Annotated in this window: 19 protein-coding genes, 3 tRNA genes and 1 pseudogene; 15 read left to right on the forward strand and 8 right to left on the reverse strand. The window is 65.9% G+C overall.

Going from position 1 to position 20,945, the window contains the following annotated elements; genetic code table 11:
• Positions 1-211: 211 nt before the first annotated feature.
• From C1878_RS16255 to C1878_RS16265, 3 genes are all read right to left on the reverse strand, one after another.
• Positions 212-286, reverse strand: a tRNA-Val gene (locus tag C1878_RS16255).
• A 143-nt stretch (positions 287-429) separates the two neighbouring features.
• Positions 430-729, reverse strand: a complete 300-nt coding sequence (locus C1878_RS16260) for a hypothetical protein (RefSeq protein ID WP_114602612.1) — start codon at positions 727-729, stop codon at positions 430-432.
• Positions 730-957: 228 nt separating this feature from the next.
• Positions 958-1,680, reverse strand: a complete 723-nt coding sequence (locus C1878_RS16265) for a hypothetical protein (protein ID WP_147272978.1) — start codon at positions 1,678-1,680, stop codon at positions 958-960.
• Between the two features lie 46 nt (positions 1,681-1,726).
• Here C1878_RS16265 and C1878_RS16270 point away from each other — a divergent pair, with 46 nt between their 5' ends.
• On the forward strand, positions 1,727-2,338 hold the full coding sequence (locus C1878_RS16270) for a GGDEF domain-containing protein (protein ID WP_114602614.1): 612 nt from the start codon (positions 1,727-1,729) through the stop codon (positions 2,336-2,338).
• A 27-nt stretch (positions 2,339-2,365) separates the two neighbouring features.
• Here C1878_RS16270 and C1878_RS16275 read toward each other — a convergent pair whose 3' ends face one another.
• The 3 genes from C1878_RS16275 to C1878_RS16285 form a co-directional block, all read right to left on the reverse strand.
• Positions 2,366-2,878 (reverse strand): DUF6125 family protein, encoded by a 513-nt coding sequence (locus C1878_RS16275; RefSeq protein ID WP_114602615.1) that lies wholly within the window; start codon positions 2,876-2,878, stop codon positions 2,366-2,368.
• A 127-nt stretch (positions 2,879-3,005) separates the two neighbouring features.
• On the reverse strand, positions 3,006-3,680 hold the full coding sequence (locus C1878_RS16280; RefSeq protein ID WP_114602616.1) for a DUF3887 domain-containing protein: 675 nt from the start codon (positions 3,678-3,680) through the stop codon (positions 3,006-3,008).
• On the reverse strand, positions 3,677-4,018 hold the full coding sequence (locus tag C1878_RS16285; protein WP_114602617.1) for a PadR family transcriptional regulator: 342 nt from the start codon (positions 4,016-4,018) through the stop codon (positions 3,677-3,679). Before C1878_RS16285 ends, C1878_RS16280 begins: the two co-directional genes overlap by 4 nt.
• A gap of 252 nt (positions 4,019-4,270) precedes the next feature.
• Between C1878_RS16285 and trpS the strand changes: the two genes are divergently transcribed.
• Positions 4,271-5,317, forward strand: coding sequence for a tryptophan--tRNA ligase (gene trpS, locus C1878_RS16290; RefSeq protein WP_114602630.1), 1,047 nt, complete (start codon positions 4,271-4,273; stop codon positions 5,315-5,317).
• Positions 5,318-5,404: 87 nt separating this feature from the next.
• Here the strand turns inward: trpS and C1878_RS16295 are convergent.
• Both C1878_RS16295 and C1878_RS16300 read right to left on the reverse strand, forming a co-directional pair.
• A tRNA-Ile gene (locus tag C1878_RS16295) sits at positions 5,405-5,479 on the reverse strand.
• A 47-nt stretch (positions 5,480-5,526) separates the two neighbouring features.
• Positions 5,527-5,601 (reverse strand) — tRNA-Asn (locus tag C1878_RS16300).
• Between the two features lie 1,072 nt (positions 5,602-6,673).
• Here C1878_RS16300 and C1878_RS16305 point away from each other — a divergent pair.
• The 13 genes and pseudogenes from C1878_RS16305 to C1878_RS16365 all read left to right on the forward strand — a co-directional run.
• Positions 6,674-9,076, forward strand: coding sequence for a molybdopterin-dependent oxidoreductase (locus C1878_RS16305; RefSeq protein WP_114602618.1), 2,403 nt, complete (start codon positions 6,674-6,676; stop codon positions 9,074-9,076).
• A gap of 20 nt (positions 9,077-9,096) precedes the next feature.
• Positions 9,097-9,441 carry an oxidoreductase gene (locus C1878_RS16310; protein ID WP_114602619.1) on the forward strand — a complete coding sequence of 115 codons (345 nt, stop codon included), beginning with the start codon at positions 9,097-9,099 and terminating at the stop codon, positions 9,439-9,441.
• A 72-nt stretch (positions 9,442-9,513) separates the two neighbouring features.
• A complete protein-coding gene (locus tag C1878_RS16315; protein WP_114602620.1) occupies positions 9,514-9,711 on the forward strand; it encodes a hypothetical protein in 198 nt (65 codons plus the stop codon).
• A 132-nt stretch (positions 9,712-9,843) separates the two neighbouring features.
• Positions 9,844-10,902, forward strand: a complete 1,059-nt coding sequence (locus C1878_RS16320) for an amidohydrolase family protein (RefSeq protein WP_114602621.1) — start codon at positions 9,844-9,846, stop codon at positions 10,900-10,902.
• 123 nt (positions 10,903-11,025) lie between these two features.
• Positions 11,026-12,504 (forward strand): nitrate/nitrite transporter, encoded by a 1,479-nt coding sequence (locus C1878_RS16325; protein ID WP_114602622.1) that lies wholly within the window; start codon positions 11,026-11,028, stop codon positions 12,502-12,504.
• A gap of 140 nt (positions 12,505-12,644) precedes the next feature.
• A complete protein-coding gene (locus C1878_RS16330) occupies positions 12,645-14,117 on the forward strand; it encodes a CynX/NimT family MFS transporter (RefSeq protein WP_114602623.1) in 1,473 nt (490 codons plus the stop codon).
• A 120-nt stretch (positions 14,118-14,237) separates the two neighbouring features.
• Entirely contained in the window at positions 14,238-14,576 is a 339-nt protein-coding gene (locus C1878_RS16335) for a hypothetical protein (protein ID WP_114602624.1), read from the forward strand.
• 109 nt (positions 14,577-14,685) lie between these two features.
• Entirely contained in the window at positions 14,686-16,221 is a 1,536-nt protein-coding gene (locus C1878_RS16340; RefSeq protein ID WP_114602625.1) for a fucose isomerase, read from the forward strand.
• Positions 16,222-16,289: 68 nt separating this feature from the next.
• Positions 16,290-16,727 (forward strand): hypothetical protein, encoded by a 438-nt coding sequence (locus tag C1878_RS16345; protein ID WP_114602626.1) that lies wholly within the window; start codon positions 16,290-16,292, stop codon positions 16,725-16,727.
• A complete protein-coding gene (locus C1878_RS16350) occupies positions 16,724-17,995 on the forward strand; it encodes an aminotransferase class V-fold PLP-dependent enzyme (protein WP_114602627.1) in 1,272 nt (423 codons plus the stop codon). Before C1878_RS16345 ends, C1878_RS16350 begins: the two co-directional genes overlap by 4 nt.
• Positions 17,949-18,368 (forward strand): SufE family protein, encoded by a 420-nt coding sequence (locus tag C1878_RS16355; RefSeq protein ID WP_114602628.1) that lies wholly within the window; start codon positions 17,949-17,951, stop codon positions 18,366-18,368. The genes C1878_RS16350 and C1878_RS16355 overlap by 47 nt, the downstream gene beginning before the upstream one ends.
• A gap of 182 nt (positions 18,369-18,550) precedes the next feature.
• Positions 18,551-20,011, forward strand: a complete 1,461-nt coding sequence (locus C1878_RS16360) for a helix-turn-helix transcriptional regulator (protein ID WP_158539854.1) — start codon at positions 18,551-18,553, stop codon at positions 20,009-20,011.
• A 282-nt stretch (positions 20,012-20,293) separates the two neighbouring features.
• Positions 20,294-20,945 (forward strand): annotated as a pseudogene (locus C1878_RS16365) (hypothetical protein); the annotation flags it as partial.

Consider the following 20,945-nt stretch of genomic DNA (forward strand, 5'->3'; position numbering starts at 1 on the left):
GCTCCAAGAAAGAGATGAAGCGATACTTAGATGGGGTAATGCAGTCTCATGGCACGAGCTTCACACAACAGGTCCCTACCGTATTGATTACGATTAGACTCAAGGTACAAATTTTGGCCTATAACCCGAAAAGGGTGACGGACGGCGGCCCTCTCGGAGCCTCTGTCGGAGAATCAAAAAGCCCCCGGGGATCCGAGGGCTTTGGAGTTTCTGGTGGTCGCTACAGGATTTGAACCTGTGACCCCCGCCGTGTGAAGGCGATGCTCTCCCGCTGAGCCAAGCGACCATGGGCACGTTGTCGTTTCAACGTGCTAAAGTATTCTAGCGGTTGGCGGCCAGGCGCGCAAGGGCTGATTTTGGCTAATTCTCCCTAATTCTCAATTCCTGCACGAGCCGGGCGCGGGACGCGAATGGGCAACCGCCTTCGCCTCACCGCCCCCCGTTGGACAGGAGCAGCCACCCTGCGCAAGAGAAAAGGAGCACCACCACGACCGCGCTGAGGACGTAGCCCGACCAACCCTCCCGGGGCCCCTTCTCCCTCGCCTTGTCGATGAACCGCCCGAGCCTCTCGCTTCTTCTGGCCAAGCGCTCCAGCGGCTCCGCCGATTCCGAAACCACGAAGGCAACGAAGAGCAGGATGGGGAACCAGAAAACGACCAGCCCCAACGGACTCGCGAACAACAGCGACAGCCAATGGGTATTCAGTTCCAAGCCCATCCACTCGATCATCCCCGCACCTCCCCGGTTCCGTCAGTCTCGTTCCGGCCCGGGCACCTGCTCTTGAACGACTTCGAATCGACGGGGCGGAAGCGTCCCCCGAGCCGTGTCGCATCAGGCGGGCAACCGCGACCTCACGGCCATTATATCGCCGACGGCCTCTTTTTTAATGCCGTTTCCGCTGGTCGGCGAATAGTTGCACGAGAGAGCGCGCTGAAGAGCCCTCCCTGCCGCAAGGGGCTATAATAATCCGATCGAGCAACGACAAGGAGCGCGGCCGTGGACAGAACCGACATCGCCAGCATCGTCACCGAAGCCAGCGACAGCATCATATACGTTTCCACCATCGACACGAACGAGCTGCTGTACCTCAACGAGGCCGGGCGCACCGTCCTGGGCGTGTCCGAGCGCGAGTATCTGGGCAAGAAGTGCTACGCCGTTCTGCAGGGACGAGACAAACCGCGCCCCAGCTGCACGAACAAGCGGCTCCTGCGAGAAGGCCGTTGCCGCTTCGAAACGTACAACGAAAGCCTCGGACGCTACTACACCTGCCGCGACAAGCTCATCGAAGTCGAAGGCGAGACCCTGCGCCTCGAGGTGGCGAGCGACTCGACCGAGGAGATGGAGCAGCGCAGCAACCTGCAGGCCCGCCTCGACGTGGAGCGCACGCTCGTACGCTGCGCGCGGACGCTTTCGGGCGATACGGAAGGCGGCACGGGCATCGACGAGCTGCTTCGCGTGCTCGGCGAGTTCTACGACGCCGACCGCGCCTACCTGTTCGAGTCGACGACGGGCAGCAACGTGAGCAACACCTACGAGTGGTGCGCCGCGGGCGTCTCGCCCGAGATCGAGAACCTGCAGGAGATCCCTCTCGACGACTACGAAAGCTGGATGGAAAGCTTCGAGGCCGTCGGCATGGTGCGCATCATCGACGCGGAGCACACGCTCGACCACGATTCTCAAGAGTACAAAAACGCTCGCCCCGCAGGGCATCGACTCGCTGATAGCTGTGCCCGTGCACGACGGCGCGGGCGAGATGGTCGCCTTCTTGGGCGTGGACAACCCGCGTCGCAACACCGAGGAGTTCATGCTGCTGCGCTCGCTGACGTACTTCATCCAAAACGAGTTGGAGAAGCGGAAGCTTCTGGACAGGCTGAGCGAGCTTTCGCGCGTGGACAGCCTGACCGGCGTGGGCAACCGCAATCGGTACCTCGAGGTGCTGGACGAGTTCGACGCGTGCCCGCCCGCATCGTTCGGCGTGGTGTTCGTCGACATCAACGACCTGAAACTGGCCAACGACACGCAGGGCCACTCGTACGGCGACCTCATGATCCGCCGCATGAGCGGCATGGTGTGCGATCTGTTCCCCGGGAACGTCTACCGCATAGGCGGCGACGAGTTCGTCGTCTTGGCCGCGAACTTGGAACGGAGCGAGTTCGAGGCCCGCACCGCCTCTCTCAGGGAACGCGCGATGAGCGACGACGTGGCCAGCGCCTCGATCGGCGCGGTATGGAGCGACGCCGGCGAGGCGGCGAGCATCCTGGTGAACCGCGCCGACAAGCTCATGTACGCCGACAAGCGGAGGTATCGCGAGGGCCTGGAAGGCCGCCGCGCGCGTTAGCGGCGCATCTCCTCGAACCCGAAGCGCCTACGCCTTCAGCGTGAACCGCCACGCGCAGCTGCAGGTGTCGTCGGTCACGTCGGGATGGCAGCTCAGGCACTCGCAGACCAGGCGCTCGTCGATGCCGCGGGCGAACGACGGATGCTCCACCGCGCCCACCTCTTTGCAGGGATGGTAGCCGAGCCCTTTGTCCTTGCGCGCCTGCTGCACGCGGCACGTCTCGATGCGGTAGACCACGGCGTCGCCCTCGCGGCGCACGGTGCACTCGTTCGCCATCGATTGGAATCGCAGCGGCAAAGCCTCCGCCAGACCGTCGAGCCCCGGCCGCTCCCCCAGGCCCAGCAGCTTCTTCAAGCGACGCGCCTCAGTGAGGCCGAAGCGCTCCCACGCCTCGCAGTCGTAGCGCATGGCCGCATCCATGCCGGCGTCGCGCTCCGCCGCCTGGAACCACACGCCGTCGAGCGCGATGGCGTTCTTGGCGTACGCCTCGACAAGCGCCGCCAGCCGCTCGCGCGACAGGTTCTCTACCGACTCGTTCATGGAACGCTCCTTCCGTCGCCCATCATTATAAACGAGGGCGCGAAGTAGAGGCCGGGAGCCGTTTCGGGGAGCCCCGCATCGATCGCAACGGGCAGTCTCTTAAGAAGCGGCCCGTTGCGAAACGGGCTCACTTCATGAACAGGTTCGTCAACTGCATGCTTCCATCGAACGTGATGGTGTAGGTGATGACGGCGTTCTCGTAGACGACCATCGTCTCCGTGAGCTCCTGCGTCTGCCCCATCTGAACGATCTCCACCCCGTACGCGTTGCCGAACGATACGAAGGAGCCCCAATCGCCGCCTCCAACGGTTGCGCGCGCCTCTTCAATCGCATCGGCGAATTCCCGGCTGGTCATCGTCTGCTGCAGGCTTTCGGGCGCCAAGGCGAAGATAGCCTCGTAGTCGCTTGCGTCGACGAGGGCAACCACCTTCTGCGCCTGCGCGAGAACGTCCTGTTCGCTCAATCCTATGCCTTGGCCCGCCGGAGCGGTCTTCGGCGTGGCCCACCACGCGACGGCGGCGAGCACGACCAGCACCACGACCACGGCGCCGGACACGATGCCGATGACCTTGTTGCGCTTGCGCTTCTTGCCGGCAGCGAGTTCGCGATCGGACAGGTCCTCGTTGAAATCCCGCGCAACGTCGCGGGGGTCGCCCATGCGGCGCTCGACCTGCTCCCACGTCTCGCCTTCCGCGAGCGCGGAGGCGATGTCCGACTCTAGGTCGCGCACGAACTCGTCGCGGCGCGCCTTCGAGCACGTCAAGCGCTTCGCCACCGCCTTGGCATAGGACCGCTGGTTCATTGCTCCTCCTCCATGATCGAACTCACGCACCCGTTGAACTCGCTCCACACCTCGAACATCTCGCCCAAAGCCGTGCGGCCCTGCTCCGTGATGGCGTAGTACTTGCGCGCCGGCTCCTTCGCCGTCTTGGCCGCCGTGCGGCTGGCCACCAGGCCGCCGTCCTCCAGCCGGTACAGCAAGGGGTACAGCGTGCCCTCCTTGAGGGACACGGCCCCTCCCGACCGCTCGCGCAGCTCGCTGATAAGCTGGTAGCCGTACTTCTCCTCATGTTCCAGAAGCTTCAGCACCAGCATGTCGAGCGCGCCCTTCTTCATCTGCTGAGCGAATCTTTGCTGCATCAAGCGCCCCGTTTCTATTATTTAGCAATACTAAGTATAGATGATCTGGCATTACTTCGCAACAATGGAAAAAGATCGGAAGCGCTCCAATGGAGAGGCGCTCCTTCCGCACGAGCTTCGCGGGCATTTCTCCGAGAAAGCCCCGCGCGAAACCGTTCGCCCGATGCCAAACGCAGGAGCGGGCCCGGGGAAGAAACGCTATACTGGTCAGCGACGTTTTTGCCCTTCAAGATCATGAAAGAGACGAGCCTCATGAGCATCGACAGCTACGAAGCCAGCCGCAAGCGCTCCGACGAGATCCGCGCCGATCTGCCCGAGCATCCCGAGAAGTACACCATGTTGACCGGCGACCGCCCCACCGGGCGGCTGCACCTGGGCCATTACTTCGGCACCATCCGCGAGCGCGTGGCGCTGCAGGATATGGGCATTACCACCCGCATCATCATCGCCGACTACCAGGTCATCACCGACCGCGACACCACCGCGAACATCGCCGACAACGTACGCAACATGGTGGTGGACTACCTGGCCTGCGGCATCGACCCCGCCAAGACCATCATCTTCACGCACTCGGCCGTGCCGGCGCTCAACCAGCTCATGCTGCCGTTTCTGTCGCTCGTGACCGAGTCCGAGCTTTTGCGCAACCCCACGGTTAAGGCCGAGATGGACGCCTCGGGCCACGCGCTCACCGGCCTTCTGCTCACCTACCCCGTGCACCAGGCGTGCGACATCCTGTTCTGCAAGGGCAACATCGTGCCCGTGGGCAAAGACCAGATGCCCCACATCGAGCAGACGCGCCAGATTGCCCGCCGCTTCAACGAGCGCTACGGCCGCGTGTTCCCCGAGCCGGACGGCCTGCTGAACGACGCGCCGGCCATTCCGGGCTTGGACGGGCGCAAGATGTCGAAGAGCTACGGCAACGCCATCAGCCTGTCCGCCACCGACGCCGAGACGGCGAAGCTCATCAAGAAGTCGCAGACCGACGCCGACCGCAACATCACCTACGACCCCGAAGGACGACCCGGCGTGTCGGCGCTTTTGACCACGGCCGCGCTCTGCACGGGCCGCACCGAGGTCGACATCGCCGCCGAGATCGGCGACGGCGGCTCGGGCACGCTCAAGAAGTACGTCACCGAGAACGTGAACGCCTACCTGGCCCCCATTCGCGCGCGCCGCGAGGAGCTGCTGGCCGACATGGGCTACATCGAGGACGTGCTGCACGAGGGCAACCGCCGCGCCAACGAGATAGCAAACGCCACGCTCGACGAGGTGCGCGAGACCATGGGCATGGTGTACTAGCGAAAGGCGCCGCAATGCCGCGAACCGGCCGCACGCGCAAGGAAGCCCGCCGGAACCTGTGGTTCCGGCGGGCTTCCGTCGTTTCGGTGGTGGGCCCAGCAGGACTCGAACCTGCAACCAAGGGATTATGAGTCCCCTGCTCCGCCATTGAGCTATAGGCCCGAATTCGAAAAAGGCCAGAGGCGCAAGCCCCTGGCCTCGTATCATCATGGCTCCCCGGGTAGGATTCGAACCTACAACCCTCCGGTTAACAGCCGGATGCTCTGCCGTTGAGCTACCGAGGAATGAGCCGTGCGCTTCCCTTTCTCGGAACGCGCAAGTGAAGATTATACCGGATCACAGCCTTTGCGCAAGACCGAATTTCGCGACTTTTTCAGGCGGTGTGGAACCTGGCCGCGAGAGGGGCTGATCGCAGGCCGGTCTCCCGTCGAAGCGCGACGGCGCCCAGGGTGCCGGGCGCTTTGCGGCGGGAGCCCTCTCGAGAATGCGCCGACCGCGGCCCGGCGGATCGAGAATACGATCCGCCGCCGAGCCGAGGCCGATCCGCCGGAGTCGAAGGATCCCGCGCGGCGACAGCCGAGGCGCCTCCGGCTGGCGCCGCGCGGGATCCTTCGACTCGCTCCGCTCGCTCAGGATGACAACTCGTTGGCCTGCGGAATGTCAATGCTGGCTTAACAGCGGAGAGCGCAAGAAATGGCAGAGATATCGAGTTCAGGGAATAGGAAGCCAAAGCTAACATATTGCCACCTGCGGTTTTGCTTCCCCAAGGCCGCCTGCAATCCCGTTCCAACGGTCAAACATTCCCTCAACTCGCAATTTCTGCCATTTCAGCACCTTCGGGCGCTTCGCGCAATTCGCCGAACGGGCTCGGCTTTGCGAAACGAGCCCTTGCCCGGGCACGCGGCCAGGATCGCGGCCGAAGAGCGAGGCCGCGGGCCTTGCTCCCGAGCCCCAGGCACTTCAAACCCGGCAACTCGACTCCCAGCAGGCGCGCCGAACGTCCGAGGTTGCAGCCCTTGGTCCAAGGGCCGTTACATCCGCACCGCCCGCCGTCCGAACGCGCGCGGCACGTCCTTCCTCCTTGGTGCAGCGAGCGTCGCTTTCTTGCCTATATCGGCATCGCGCCAGATGAACGCGTCATACCAATAGGATTACCGCCCCAAGGCGTCGGGTCAACATACTGAAAACGATCCCCTCATTCTCTATGGGGGACGCTGCTTCACAAATCCTCCTTATTCTGGGCTCGTTCGGTATCGAGCCCGCACCGCGCGCGCAAGCTGCGGCGGCCCGCCGGCCAGAGACGACCTGAGTATCGAGACGAGATTCGACGAGAGAACAACGAAAAAGGAGGAAAGTATGGCCGATTCTGCTGAGGCCTCCGTGCAGGAGCATTGGAGCGAGACCAACGGGAAGAAGTACCGCCGCGGCTCGCGCCTGCCGAAGAAGACCGAAACGCGCCCGCCCGTCCCCGCCGCCGAGACGCCGAAGGTGCCTTGGACGTGGGAAGAGGACGGCATGACCGTCATCCGCGGCACCGCGCGCTCCGCGCCGGGATGCCACAACGTGTGCGGCATCCTGTCCTATGTGAAGGACGGCAAGCTGGTGAAGGTGGAGGGCGACCCAGAGGATCCCTACAACCAGGGCCGTTTGTGCAGCCGCTGCCTGTGCATCCCCGACTACGTCTACCATGAGGACCGCCTGCTGCATCCCATGAAGCGCGACCGTGCCGACCGCGGCAAGGACAAGTTCGTCGAGATCAGCTGGGACGAGGCGTACGACATCATCACGCGCGAGTTCAAGCGCGTCGTTGACACCTACGGCGCCGACAAGATCGCCATGTGCCAGGGCACGGGCCGCGACATCCACCAGGTCACGCGCTTGAACGCCTGCGTGGGCTCCCCGAACGAGGGCGTGCCCTACTTCGCCGGCAACTCCTGCTACCTGCCGCGCATCGCCTCGATGGCCTGCATGCTGGGCGGCGCCTGCGTCATGGACTGCTCGCAATTCCTGCCCAAGCGCTACGACGACCCCCGCTACACGGTGCCCGAGTACTGCATCGTGTGGGGCCACCAGCCCTTCTACAGCAACGCCGACGGCTTCTACGGCCATTGGATCACCGACCTCATGAAGCGCGGCATGAAGGTGGCCGTGGTGGACCCGCAGCTCACGTGGCTCGCGGCCCGCGCCGGCGAGGACTGGCTGCGCGTGCGCCCCGGCGGCGACGGCGCGCTGGCCATGGCCATGCTGAAGGTCATCTGCGACGAGAAGCTCTACGACCAGGACTTCTGCGACAAGTGGGTGTACGGCCTGGAGGCCGTGTGCGAGCGCGTCGCCGAGATGGACCTGGACGACCTGTGCGAGAAGGCCTGGGTGTCCAAGGAGGACGTCCAGCGCGTGGCCCGCACCTACGCCACCTCGCATCCCGCCGCCATCCAGTGGGGCGTGGCGCTCGACCAGCAGACGGGCGGCCAGCAGGCCGCGCACGCCATCACGGCCATGTGGTGCATCACCGGCAACCTGGACATCCCCGGCGGCAACGTCATGGGCGACGCGTGCTGGGGCATCGAGCAGCCGAACTGGACGGGCACCTGGGGCTGGGACGAGCTCATGACCGAGGAGGAGCAGTCCAAGCGCATCGGCGTGGAGCGCTACCCCATGTTCGCCGTGGGCTTCAAGAACCTGTCCTCCAACGCCACCATCGAGGCGTGGCAGCGCGGCGAGATCCCCATCCGCGCGGCCTACATCGTGACCAACAACTTCCTGGCCACCATGGGCGCCCAGGCCGAGCAGCAGCTGGAATGGTACAAGCAGATCGACTTCATCGTGGTGTCCGACCTGTTCATGACCCCCACGATGATGGCCCTGGCCGACGTGGTGCTGCCCGCCGCCACCTACGAGGAGCGCGACGGCTTCGGAGGGTTGAACGCCTACCGCATCAGCTGCATCAACAAAGCCATCGAGCCCGTGGGCGACTCCAAGCCCGACAACACCATATTCCTCGAGCTGGGCAAGCGCCTGACGCAGGCCATCAAGCCCGAGAACAACGACATCGCCTGGCCGTGGGACGACGTGCAGGAGATGTGGGACTACGCGCTCGAGGACGGCGGCTTCACCTGGGACGAGCTGCGCGAGTCCACCTGGAAGTACCCCGAGTTCAAGTACCGCAAGTACGAGACGGGCGATTTGCGCCCCGACGGCCAGCCGGGCTTCCGCACCGAGACGGGCCGCGCGGAGATCTACTCCATGGTGTTCCACCACACGTCGTGGTCGGGCCTCGATCCGCTGCCGAGCTACGTCGAGCCGGTTGAGAGCCCCTACAGCGCCCCCGAGGACACCGCCGAGTACCCCTACATCGTGACCTCCGGCGCCCGCGTGCCGCACTTCTTCCACTCCGAGCAGCGCCAGGTGACGAAGCTGCGCAGCCTGCACCCCGACCCGCTCGTGTACATCCACCCCGACACGGCCGCCGAAAACGGCATCGAGGAAGGCGACTGGATCTGGCTGGAGAACAAGCACGGCAAGTGCAAGTACAAGGCCTCGTTCAACGACACCTACGACCCGCGCGTCATGCAGGCGGAGCACGGCTGGTGGTTCCCGGAGCGCAAGGACGCTGCCGAGGAGAACGTGGAAGACGAGAAGGCCGGCCTGTTCGGCGTGCTCGAGTCCAACATCAACAACCTCGTGCCCTTCGACGCCGGCGTCTCGGGCTTCGGCTCGAACTACAAGGCCATGATGTGCAAGATCTACAAGGCCGAATAGCAGCCGGAAAGGAAAAAGACATGGCTTATCAGGGAATTTTGGTCGACGTCGACTACTGCACCGGCTGCGAGGCCTGCGTGTTGGCCTGCCAGCAGGAGCACGGCTACTCCGAGCGCGAGTTCGGTCTGAAGATCACGAAGCTGGGCCCGCTGCATATCGACGAGGCCAAGAAGGACTACCAGTACGACTTCATCCCCCAGTTCACCAAGTGGTGCGATATGTGCGCCGAGCGCGTGGGCAAGGGCAAGCAGCCCACCTGCGTGCAGCACTGCCAGGCGCAGTGCCTCGACTGGGGCCCGGTGGAAGACCTCGCGAAGAAGATCGAGGCCCCCAAGCAGATGATCGTCGCCATCAACGAGGCGTAGGTCATATCCCCCGCCGGAGCGGCGCAGGGCGCGCTCCGGCACGAACGAGCGAGCAAGGAAGGAGGGCAAGACATGGCTCAGCAATTCGAGGACGACTTCGGCGGGCGCATCGCCGAGAAGCTGATGCACGTCGACGTGCGCCTGCCGCACGAGTTCAGCCGCGAGGTGACGCAGCAGCAGCGGGAGCAAGGCCGCATCGACTGGAAGGACCGCAACTCCGCCAACATGAAGAAGATAGCGCAGGGCGAGGTCACCCCGATCTACCGATAGGCTCACGCGGTGCCGCCCTCGCGGCGGCACCGCACGCACGGGCCGTGCGAGATCGCGCTTGCCCTCCGCAAGCGAGAGCGCTCCGCAAGCGCGATCTTGGACGAGCCCCCACACCTGAGAAGGAGGAAAGCAATGGCGGAAAACAAGGTTATCGATATCAACATGCACTTCCTGCCCACCGACCTGTTCACCAACGAGGAGGTCCTGCACGGGTTCCTGTACTCGGCACCCATCGCGTTCGGCATGAAGGCCTACATCGACAAGACGCCGGACGGCGCGAAGGACCAGCTCATCCTTGAGTACCCCGAAGGCAAGCAGATACTGAACTACGTGGAGGGCGACTACACGCTCGAGACGAAGCTGCAGGCCATGGACGAGAACGGCGTGGACATCGCCCTTCTGCGCATGCCGGTGTGGCAGGAATGGCTTTCGCTCGACACCTGCAAGATCGTGAACGACCAGGCCGCCGAGATGTGCAAGCGCTCGAACGGCCGCCTGTACGCCAACGCCGTCGTGCCGCCGTGGGGCCGCAAGGAGGACGTGGCCGAGCTCGAGCGCTGCATCGACGAGCTGGGCATGGTGGGCGTGCAGCTGGCCTGCTGCTACGGCGACCGCTTCCTCGACGACGACATGTTCAAGCCCTACCTGAAGGTCCTCAACGAGAAGAAGGTCCCGGCCGTCATCCACCACACGCCCGGCCAGAACGCCTACGCGAACTTCGACGAGTACACGGTGCTCCGCCGCGAGCTCGGCCGCATCCACGCGCAGGCCGCCGCCGTGGGCCGCGAGATCTACTCCGGCATGTTCGACGAGTTCCCCGACCTCAAGTTCATCCACACGATGTTCGGCGGCAACTGGTTCGGCCTGCAGAACATCCTCGCCCCGCACAAGTCGACCAAGAAGAAGGAGGCCATGAACCGCCTGGCCACCAACGTCGACCACGAGGCGTACGACCGCTACCTGGCCAACAACATCTTCTTCGACATGACGCACCCCATGAGCTGGGGCAAGGACCAGCTGGAGTGCGCGGCGAAGGTGTGCGGCGCCGACCACCTGCTGCTGGGCTCCTCGTTCCCGGTGTTCTACGAGTGGATGGCCCGCTCCGTGGAGTCCATCAACGCCATGGACGTGCCGCAGGAGGACAAGGACCTCATGCTGGGCGGCAACGCCGCGAAGCTGTTCAACCTGTAAGGCTGAAACGACTTCCCGCCGCAACCGCTTCGAGGTTGCGTATCGTGCGGCGGGGCGCGCAACGGGCGCCCCGCCGGAAAACTCGTCGACGCCCGCAAGGAGGCGTCTGAAAGAGGGGAAACTATGAGTAATCCTGCTGCTGTTGCTACCGCAGGCGCTCCCGCGGCCAAGCCCGTGGAGAAGACGCCGTCGTACGCATGGCCGTGCCTGATCGTGTCGCTGCTGGCGGCCGTGGGCATCGTGTTCGCCTGGATGTGGCTTCCGGGCATCACGTTCCCGGTGTTCAAGAACTGGCTGGCGGAGAACAACTCGTTCTTCGCGAACCCCGCGAACTTCGGCCTGCTGTCAAACGTCATGGGCCTCGTGCCCATCGGCGCCCTTATCATGGCGCTGCCCACCACGTTCCTCGTGCGCAAGTTCGGCCCGAAGGCCACCACGCTGATCGGCGTGGGCTGCGCGGTCGTGGGCTCCGCCATCAGCGCGGCGTTCGTGGGCGGCAACTTCTACGTGTTCCTGGCCGGCCGCTTCATCTTGGGCCTGGGCCTGTCCACCACCGTCGTCGCCGGCCCCACCTGCGTGTCGACCTGGTTCCCGGATTCCACGCGCGGGCGCGCCATGGCCATCTGGTCCTGCTGGGCTCCGGTGGGCATCTTCCTGTCCAACTTCGTGAACGACGGCGTGTACCACGTGGTGGGCTCCAACATGGCGAACCTCCAGTGGGTGTGGGTTGCCGTGGCCGCCCTGTGCGGCATCCTGTTCGCCGTGGTGTTCCGCGACCCGAAGCCCGAAGAGCGCTCGCAGGTCTCTCCTGAGCGCAAGCCGCTCAAGGCCGTGCTGAAGTTCTTCAAGAGCCGCCAGCTGTGGTGCCTCATCATCATGTTCGCCATCTTCAACTACATGAACTACGCGTTCAGCCAGTACCTGAAGACATGGCTGCAGACTCCCGAACTGCTGGGCGGCTTCGGCTGGGACGCCACGACCGCCGGCCTCTGGGGCGGCCTGATCGTCGCCTGCGGCGCGCTGGCCCCGCTCGGCGGCCTGATCCTCGACAAGACGCCTAAGTCGAAGAAGTTCCTGTGCGTCGTCGTGGGCATCCTGGGCCTGACCATCTGCTCCGCGCTGGCCTTCCACGCCGAGTTCTTCATCCCGTACGTCATCTTCTTCTGCATCGGCAACATGATGCTGAACGCCTGCTGCCGCCCGCTCGTGCCGACGTTCGTGTTCAAGGGCGGTGCCACCGCCGTGGCGTTCGGCCTGTCGTTCCTGACGCTCGGCCAGTACGCCGGCCAGATCGTCACGAGCTACGCGCTCGCCCCGTTCAACGACGGCCTCACCGCCGCCTCCAACGTGGCCATCAACGCCAAGCAGGCCGTGCTCGCCTCCGGCGGCACCTCGGCCGACTTCGGCCCGGCCATCGGCCAGGCCGTGCAGGAGGCCGTCGCCCAGGGCATCCACGTCGACCCGATGCTCGCCTTCTGGGCGCTCGTGCCCATCGGCGTCGTCGGCTGCGTCTTGAGCCTCGGCGTCATGCCCTCCAAGAAGCAGGCTGCTGGCGCGCCCGCCGGCAAGCCCTCCGAGGGCGACGCGGCCGCTCAGCACTAGCCGCTCGCCTTATCCGCCCGCCCCGGTCCCAGGTCCGGGGCGGGCCCTTCGACAAGGCCGTCGCGCGGCGCCCGAAGCGTGAGCGGACGGCCTTTCCGCCAAGCCTGTATCCCCGCTTCCCTGGGGAGAAGGGATCGATCATGAGCGAATACAACAAGCAAACCCGCGATGCGGCGGGCACTGGCGCCGCACATCCTTCGACCGACTCCGCACGGCCCTCCCCCTCCCCCAGCGGCCCGAACCCCGGCATCGACGAGACGCGGAATCGCCAGCGCAAGGGCTGGATCGTGCTGTTCGCCATGCTGTTCTGCGGCATCATCGTCATCATGAACCAGTTCAAGGTCCCCACGTTCATGCCGGCCCTCATGGCCGACTTCCACACCGACCCCGGCACGACCGGCTGGCTCATGTCGGTCATCGCCGTGGCCGGCATCGTGACGGCGTTCCCGTCGGCGTTTCTGCTCAACCGCTTCGGGCCGAAGAAGATCGGCCTGTTCGGGCTGGCCTTCATGGTGGTCGGGTGCGCCGTGGGCGCTCTGTCGCCCACGTTCGCCCAGCTCATCGTCGGGCGCGTGCTCGAGGGCATCGGCGTGGCCATGATGGGCGTGGTGGCCACCACCGTCATCTCCATGTACTTCCCCCGCGAGAAGGCGGGGCTGCCCATGGGCATATGGAACCTTTGGTACGTCGTGGGCTCGACGCTGGCCTACAACATCGGCGTGCCCGTGGCCCTGGCCCTCACCGGCGACCCGCACAACTGGCACGCGTGGTGGTGGTTCTCCGACGTGCTCGCCCTCGTGGCGTTCGTGGTGTTCGCGCTGTTCGTGAGCGTGCCGCATGTCGGCAAGGGCGTGGCCGCCAAGAAGGAGCGCGAGACGGGCCAAAGGCAGCACCGCCCGGCCTCTATCTTGTTGGAGGGCTTCAAGGTCAAGCGCATGTGGCTGTTCGGCCTGGGTTTCTGCTTCCTCATGTTCACGTCGCTCTCGGTGCTCACGTGGGTGCCCACCTACGTGCAGGAGATCGAACTGAACAGGCTCCTCGCCGACGGCGTGGCGCTTGCCGACGCGCAGGCCTCCGCGGGCGTGTCCGGCGGGTCCATGGCCTCGCTCGGCTTCGCGGCCTCCATCCCCATGGCGCTCGTGACGGCGTTTTTGCTGGGGAAGTTCCAGACCATCAAGGCGCGCAACGTCATGGTGGTCATCGCCGGATTCTGCGCGTTCTTCTACGTGGGGGCGTTCCTCATCCCCTACGAGTACCTGCCCTACTACCTGGTGCTCCTGGGCCTGGAGAGCGGCTGGACGAGCGGGGTGGTGTGGTCGATGGTGCCCGTGACCATGCCCAAGCGCGTCACCATGCCCATCGGCATGGCCATCATCATCTTCTTCCAGGGCATCTCGAACCTGCTGTGCACGCCGGTGGTGGGCTACGTCATCGGCGAGGCCCAGGTGTGGACGAACGTGGCGCCGCTGTGCGCGGTCACGGCAGCCGTCGGAACCGTCCTGTGGATCGTCTACGTGGCCATGAAGCCGCCGGTGTTCGAGGAAGACGAGAGCGAAGGCGGCCAGGCGGACGAGATCACCGCAGCCGCGGAAGACCGGCTTCCCGCCGCATAGGCAAAAGCGCGCCGCAAAGCCCTGCGCTGCGGCGCGCAACCGCCGGACACCGAACGCGAGGCAAGAGGCGAAAGCCCACCCGCGCATACGATTGCACGAAGCTAAACGGAGCGAAAAGACATGCGAGAACGGCAAACGAACGAACATCCGACCGGCGAGAGCCTCGACGCCGTCACCGGGGCAACCTGCCCGGCCGAGGGCATCGGCGCCGGGGGCGATGTGGACGCCGTCACCGCCGCGACGAGCTTGGCCGACGCGGCGGCCGCGCTCGACCCCGCTCGGGAAAAGGCGCCCCTGCCCGCATGCGCCCCTCCGGGCGTGAGCGCGGCGTCTGCCGGGGACGTGGACGCCGCGACGGGCGCCACGCCAGGCGTGGCGAGCGCCTGCCGCGAGCTGGGCATGGCGTCGGTCGACGACGTCGTGCGCGAGCGCGGCATCAAGCCGCCCGGCATGGCGTGAACCGCGAAGGCCCGGGTGCCGGCTCTCAGCACCCGGACGCGTCGGGGGCACGGCGCAACGCCAGCGCCCCCGACGCGTCCGCAACCATCCAACCGAAAGGGGTACGTCCATGAAACGAAGCGTCGCCGACATCAAGCTCACCGTGAAGCCCGTGTTCATCGGCTTCGAGCACCAGTACTACTACGAGGGGCCGTGCCGCATGGCCGGCGGAGACGCCATCAAACCCGGGTTCGACGCCATCGTGCAGGGCAAGATGCTCAAGGGCTTTTTGGCCAACGTGGACAAGTACGTGGCGTCGACGGGCGCGAACGTGCTCGAGCCCGCCATCGTGCGCGGCACCGACGACTGGGACATCAAGGACTCCTACTTCGAGGAGATGCTGGCCGACGACCAGAAGACCGACCTCTACGTGGTCATGTCGAACTTCGGCGCGAACCAGATCCTCGTTGAGTTCTGCTGCCGCACGGGCAAGCCCGTGGTCATGAACCCCACGAAGTCGTTCGGCGCCATGTCCACCGCGCCGGCCCTACGGCGCGGCGCCGACGTCCTCCCGGCCTTCGACTGGCCGGAGGTCGCGCGCTACTGCTCCATCCTGCGCGCCGAGAAGGCCGTGCGCACGGCGAACATCCTGCTGGCGCCCCGCTTCGACTCCACCACGCCCAAAGCGGGCGGCAACGACTCGTTCACCTGCCTGTCGGACGTCACACGGCAGCTTGGATGCCATTTCCGCCACGTGAACGTGCACGAGCTCATGGACATGATGAGCCCGCTGCCCGAGGAGGGCAACGCCACCACGCCCGGCCGCGCCACGCCCAACATCACGCCCGAGGAGGTGGCCCGCTGCGAGGAGATGGCCAACGAGCTCATGGCCTCCGCCGACCCCTGCGTCGTCGACAAGAGGTTCGTGGTCAAATCGCTCGTCGCCTGGACCGTCGTGCAGAAGCTCATGGACCTCTACGACTGCTCCGGCTTCACCGCCCCCTGCCCCGACGCCTGCTCGACGCGCCGCCTGAACGAGCAGCAGTTCACGTTCTGCCTGGCGCACTCGCTCAACCTGGAGCAGGGCTTCGGAAGCGCCTGCGAGTACGACGTCACCTCCGTCGTGTGCATGATCGCCGAGATGGCGCTCTCGAACAGCGCCGCCTACATGGGAAACACGCTGCCCGTCGTGGTGACGGAGGGCCATGTCGAATGGCCGGTGAACGTGCACGAGGAGGACGTGGCCGGCATCTCGCTCGAGGACGCGGCGAACATGTACTCGGTCATCCACTCCACGCCCTGCCGCAAGCTCCACGGCCTCGAGGCGGCAGCCGACGCGTACGCATTGCGGCACTTCGCCTACGACCAGGGCTTCGGCGCCATCCAGCGTCACGACTTCACCGCCGACGCCGGGCAGAAGATCACGCTGTGCCGCATCTCCCCCAACCTCGACGAGATGCTCATCGTGTCGGGGGAGATCGTGGCCGGCACCGGCTTCGACACCGACAACTGCAACGGCGGCTTCGTGTTCAAGGTGGCCGACACGCGCGACCTGTTCAAGAAGCAGATGCGCTTCGGCCTGCACCTGCCGCTCGTGTACGGCGACATCGCCGACGACTTGGAAGAACTGGCGAAGCGCCTGGGCCTGGAGCCCGTGCGCGCCTAGCGCGACCCACGCGGCGCGACCGGGGACCCGGTCGCGCCGCGTGGGTCCGATAGAGGAAGGGGGGCCGAATGCGCCGCGACATCAAAGAGAGGCTGCTGGCGGACAAGCGCGCAGCGGCGGAGCAGGTCGACGCCGCCCGGGCTGAGCACGCCGAAGGCACGTTGACCGCCGAGCTTTTGCGCGAGCGCCTGTTTTGGTACGTGCTGGCGAAATTCGGCCTCGAGGCAACAGAGGCGCCGGACCGTTCGCTGGAGGCGCTTGCCGAGGAAAGCCTAGCCAAAGCGCTCAGGACCGATCCCGACCGGGTGCTCGAAGCCGAGCGCCCGGCGACCTGCGACGGCGCGCGGTCGGTCGACACGAAGCAGGCGCTGCTCGTCATGGCCCTGCAGCGGGAGTTCGGCGTGGTGCTCGACGGTCTGCGCGCAGGGCTGGCCGACACGACCGACGAGCTGGCCGACCTCGTGTTCTCGGCGTTGGAGGCGCAGGGCGACGGGAGCCGGAAATGAAACGCGGAGTTTTCGCGCGCGGCGACTTCCCCCTCCTCGCCCGCACGGTGAACGGCCGGCCGCTCGTCTACCTGGACAGCGCCGCCACCCTGCCCATGCCCCGGCTCGTGCTCGACGAGCTGTGCGCCTTCCGCTCGAACAGCTACGCGAACATCCATCGCGGCGTGCACACGCTGTCCGAGGAGTCGTCGCAGCGCTACGACGAAGCGCGCCGCGCCGCTGCGGAGTTCATCGGCGGAAGCGAGCAAGAGCTCGTGTTCACCTCCGGCACCACCGATTCCCTCAACAAGGCGGCCGCCATGCTGGCCCCGCGGCTCGACGAGCGATCGAACGTCGTCATCACCGCGATGGAGCACCACTCCAACATCCTCGTCTGGCGAAGCCTGGCGCGCAGGATCGGCTGCGATCTGCGCGTCGCGCCCGTGGACGGCAAGGGTGCGCTCGACGTGGACGCCTTCCGCGCGCTCGTGGACGAGGGCACGAAGATCGTCGCGTTCACGCAGCTTTCGAACGTCACCGGCATCGCCAACGACTGCGCGCTTTTGAGCGGCATCGTGCACGGGCGCAGCGACGCCGCGGTGGTCGTGGACGGGGCGCAGGGGGTCGTCCACCTTCCCACCGACGTGTCCGCCCTCGGTTGCGACATGTACGCGTTCTCCGGACACAAGCTGGGCGCGCCCACCGGCATCGGCGGCCTTTGGGTGCGCGGACCGCTGCTGGAGACGCTCGAGCCCGTCGCGTTCGGCGGCGGCACGGTGACGGAGGTGACGGAAGACCGCGCCCTCTTCTCCGACGGCGTCGAGCGGTTCGAGGCGGGAACCCCGCCCATCGACGGGGCCGTCGGGTTGGCGGGCGCCGTGCGCTACTGGCGCGCGCACGACCTGGACGCCTGCCGGCTGCACGAGAGGCGGCTGGTCGCACGGCTGGAGGCGGGGCTCGCGAACGTCGAAGGCGTGCGGGTGCTGGGGCGGGCGACTGGGAGAACCGGATGCCTCTCCTTCTCCGTCGACGTCGCCTCGCCCTTCGATTGGGCGAAGCTGCTCGACGGATTCGGCATCGCCGTGCGCTCGGGCCATCACTGCGCCCAGCCCTACCTCGAGGCGCTCGGATGCGTCGGGGCCGTGCGCGCGTCGGTCGCCCCCTTCACTTCGGAGGACGATATAGACCGCCTGCTCGCCGCGCTCGCGAAGGCCTCGCTCGTACTGAAAGGAGGCGGCGTCCGTGGACGTGCGCGAAACCGAAGAGGACATTCTGGCCGACCTGCGTGAGCTGGAAGACCCCGTTCTGCAGTACGCCTACCTCGTAGCCTGCGCCGGCGATGCCGAGCCCTATCCCGAAAGCCTGCGCGACGACGAGCACCTCGTCAGGGAATGCCAGGTCAAAACATGGATCGACGTGCGACTGCTGGACGACGGCACCGTGCGCCTCGTCGGCGACTCGGAGTCCATCGCCATCCGCGGGGCCCTCGCCCTTTTGGAGGAGCTGTTCGACGGCAGACGCCTCGACGAACTCGCCGGCTACTCGTGCGGCCTGCTCGTCGACGAGGCGTTCTCGCGCCATTTCACCAAAATCCAGTTGCGGGGGTTGGCAGCGGTCGTCGACAAGATAGCGGGCGGAACGGCCCCTCGCAAAGAACGCTGATCAGCCCGCACTCTCCATATCCTCCAACCGGTCGGAGGACGGTTCGCTCATTCCGGGTTTTGCGGTATACTGGATTTTCGGAGATGTTGGGGTTCGCGTTCTGCGGAGGTGCTTGGCCAGGGCGCAGCGACCGTGTTCAGTTTCTCCTATGTCGTTTCGGCCGGGCACCGCAGGGGGGATCGATGGACGAGGGCAAGGCTTCTTCGAAGCGCCGCATCGGCGCCATGGAACTGTTGGGCATAGGCGGTTTCGCCTGCTTCTTCGGTTGGATGCTCGTCTCGTACTATTGGCTGTTCGCGGAGTTCATCCAGGACACCCCGGTTGGCGAGCGCGACGGCATCCAGCTGTTCGTGTTCGCGGGCATGGCCCTGGGCTACCTGACGCTGCACTTCGCCAGCAAGAGCGCGAAGTTCAACCCCTTCAAGCTGCCCGCGCTCGTAACCGACGCCGCGTTGGCCCTCTTGCTGCCCCTCGCCGCCCTGCTGCTGAGCTTCGACGTGCCCGTCCCCGCCCCCGTTCTGTGCATTGTGAACGTGTGCGCCGGCTTCGCCGGAGCCTCTCTCACGGTGAGCTGGCTGGATGTGGGGAGCCGTATCCGGGTGCAGAGCTACCCGCGCTTCACGAGCCTGTCGCTGGTGGGCGGCGGCGTGCTCTTCGCTCTCGCCGCGCTCGTCCCCCAGGCCGTGCAGCCGGTGTTCTGCATCGTCTACGCGCTGCTGAGCGTGGGGTTGCTCAGGTTCGCCGGCGAGCGCGGCGAGGGCAACCTCGACGCCCCGCCCATCGGCTCCTGCAAGGACACCTGGAAGTTCGCCTGGGAGATAGAACCGTCGCTCGTGGCGTTCGGCATCGTGTTCGGCCTCACGTTCGTGTACCTGTTCAACTCCGGGTCGCAAAACGTGCTCGTGGGCCTGCTGTTCGTGATCGTGGGCGCGGGCGTGATCGCGGTGCTCGCGCTGATGGGCAAAACCGTCGGCATCACCGTCATCCAACGCGTTCTGCTGTGCATCACCGTTCTGGCGTGCCTGGCCATGCCCTTCGCCACCGAGGTGTTCCAGCTGGCGTGCTCGTGCCTGGTCGTGGCCTCGTGGGCTGCGTTCGTGTCCGTGAACTACGCTTTCATCGTGAAGAAGAGCGTGGAGCGCTGGGACACGCCGGTGTTTAGGCAGGCTCCCGCGCGCCTCGCGTTCAGCGCTCTGGGCTTCCTCATCGGCTGGAGCGTGGCAACGGCCATGACCATGATCTACGGCCCCCATTCCGACGCCTTCATGATCGTGCGGCTGTGCATGGCGTTCGTGCTCGTGGTGGTGGTCATGCTGTTCTTCCCCTCGGCCGAGCACCACGCGCCCGACGGCGGCGCGGCCGAGGACCGCGAGGCCCAGCCCGTCGTGCCTTCGAACCTGAGCGAGAAGGAGCTCTTCGAGCGCCGCTGCGCCGCCGTGGCCGAGCTCTACCAGCTCTCGCCCCGCGAGACCGACATCCTCAAGTTCCTGGCGAAGGGGCGCAACGCCGCCTACATCCAGAACAAGCTCACCATATCCCCGCACACTGTGAAGAGCCACATCTACAGCATCTACCGCAAACTCGACATCCACTCCCAGCAAAAGCTCATGGACTTCATCGAGGAATACCCGGTGGAGCAATAGGGTTCTCCCATTCAGCGCACGAAAATCGCCAGAATGTTGCATCTGAAAAGCCCTTCCCAGAAGCCGTTTCCTCACGACCTGCGCAAACGTCAGCTCGCTGCACGTCGCACCACGCGAGGGAACGCAGAAGAGAGGTCGAAACGCAACATTGCGGTGATTTTCGTGCCGAAAAGCCGGATTCCGCTGTTAAACCAATATTGACACAGTCCCGAATTCGGGACAGCGAAAAGGATCCCCCGCCCTATGATGCGGCCGTCGACGAAGCATCCAGGAGGAGGATCCATGGACCGGATTATAGACCAGATCAAGAGAATGCCCCTCGCGGAGAAGCGCGAGCTGGCCGGCGCGCTCAGGTCGGCGATGGCCGACGACCCGGCCTCCTCGGGCGGCGAGCCCGACCGCTGCCCGAGGTGCGGCTGCCCCGCCTTCGCGAGGAAGGGCCCCGACGCGTCCGGCTCGCAGCGCTGGCCGTGCCGGGGCCGCGCGCGCACGTTTGGCGCCGGGACCCTCGGGCCGCTCGGCCGCTCGAAGCTGCCGCCCTCGGCGTGGACGGGGCTCGCCTCGCGCATGACCGACGCACTGCCCCTGCGCGAGACAGCGCGCCGCGTCGGGACGTCGCTCTGCACCGCCTGGTGCACGAGGATGCGCGTGTGCGAGGTCACGGGGCGCAGGCTGCCGCCCCTGCGGGGCGGCTCCTTCGAGGTCGACGGGACGTACCTCCGCGGGTCCCAGCCGGGCAACCACGCGCGCAACCCGTGGTTCGGGCTCGGGCGCCCGTCCCATCGCACCGGCCACGACGCGGGGTCTGCGGGACCGGGCAAGAAGGCGTGCGTCCTGTGCGGGGTCAGCGAGCTCGGCGACTGCTTCTGCGAGCTCGTCGACGGGGCCGAGGACAAGGCGAGCGCGTCCGTCGTCCTGGGCGCGAGGCTGCCCG

The sequence above is a fragment of the Gordonibacter sp. 28C genome (assembly GCF_003339845.1).
Lineage (GTDB): Bacteria > Actinomycetota > Coriobacteriia > Coriobacteriales > Eggerthellaceae > Gordonibacter.

Bases quoted from the DNA above. Each gene is read 5' to 3' on its own strand.
- C1878_RS16260 (WP_114602612.1), bottom strand. From the start codon at position 729: ATGATCGAGTGGATGGGCTTGGAACTGAATACCCATTGGCTGTCGCTG.
- C1878_RS16275 (WP_114602615.1), bottom strand. From the start codon at position 2,878: ATGAACGAGTCGGTAGAGAACCTGTCGCGCGAGCGGCTGGCGGCGCTT.
- C1878_RS16315 (WP_114602620.1), top strand. From the start codon at position 9,514: ATGGCTCAGCAATTCGAGGACGACTTCGGCGGGCGCATCGCCGAGAAG.
- C1878_RS16325 (WP_114602622.1), top strand. From the start codon at position 11,026: ATGAGTAATCCTGCTGCTGTTGCTACCGCAGGCGCTCCCGCGGCCAAG.
- C1878_RS16360 (WP_158539854.1), top strand. From the start codon at position 18,551: ATGGACGAGGGCAAGGCTTCTTCGAAGCGCCGCATCGGCGCCATGGAA.
- C1878_RS16320 (WP_114602621.1), top strand. From the start codon at position 9,844: ATGGCGGAAAACAAGGTTATCGATATCAACATGCACTTCCTGCCCACC.
- C1878_RS16345 (WP_114602626.1), top strand. From the start codon at position 16,290: ATGCGCCGCGACATCAAAGAGAGGCTGCTGGCGGACAAGCGCGCAGCG.
- trpS (WP_114602630.1), top strand. From the start codon at position 4,271: ATGAGCATCGACAGCTACGAAGCCAGCCGCAAGCGCTCCGACGAGATC.
- C1878_RS16340 (WP_114602625.1), top strand. From the start codon at position 14,686: ATGAAACGAAGCGTCGCCGACATCAAGCTCACCGTGAAGCCCGTGTTC.
- C1878_RS16350 (WP_114602627.1), top strand. From the start codon at position 16,724: ATGAAACGCGGAGTTTTCGCGCGCGGCGACTTCCCCCTCCTCGCCCGC.
- C1878_RS16335 (WP_114602624.1), top strand. From the start codon at position 14,238: ATGCGAGAACGGCAAACGAACGAACATCCGACCGGCGAGAGCCTCGAC.
- C1878_RS16330 (WP_114602623.1), top strand. From the start codon at position 12,645: ATGAGCGAATACAACAAGCAAACCCGCGATGCGGCGGGCACTGGCGCC.
- C1878_RS16280 (WP_114602616.1), bottom strand. From the start codon at position 3,680: ATGAACCAGCGGTCCTATGCCAAGGCGGTGGCGAAGCGCTTGACGTGC.
- C1878_RS16285 (WP_114602617.1), bottom strand. From the start codon at position 4,018: ATGCAGCAAAGATTCGCTCAGCAGATGAAGAAGGGCGCGCTCGACATG.
- C1878_RS16310 (WP_114602619.1), top strand. From the start codon at position 9,097: ATGGCTTATCAGGGAATTTTGGTCGACGTCGACTACTGCACCGGCTGC.
- C1878_RS16305 (WP_114602618.1), top strand. From the start codon at position 6,674: ATGGCCGATTCTGCTGAGGCCTCCGTGCAGGAGCATTGGAGCGAGACC.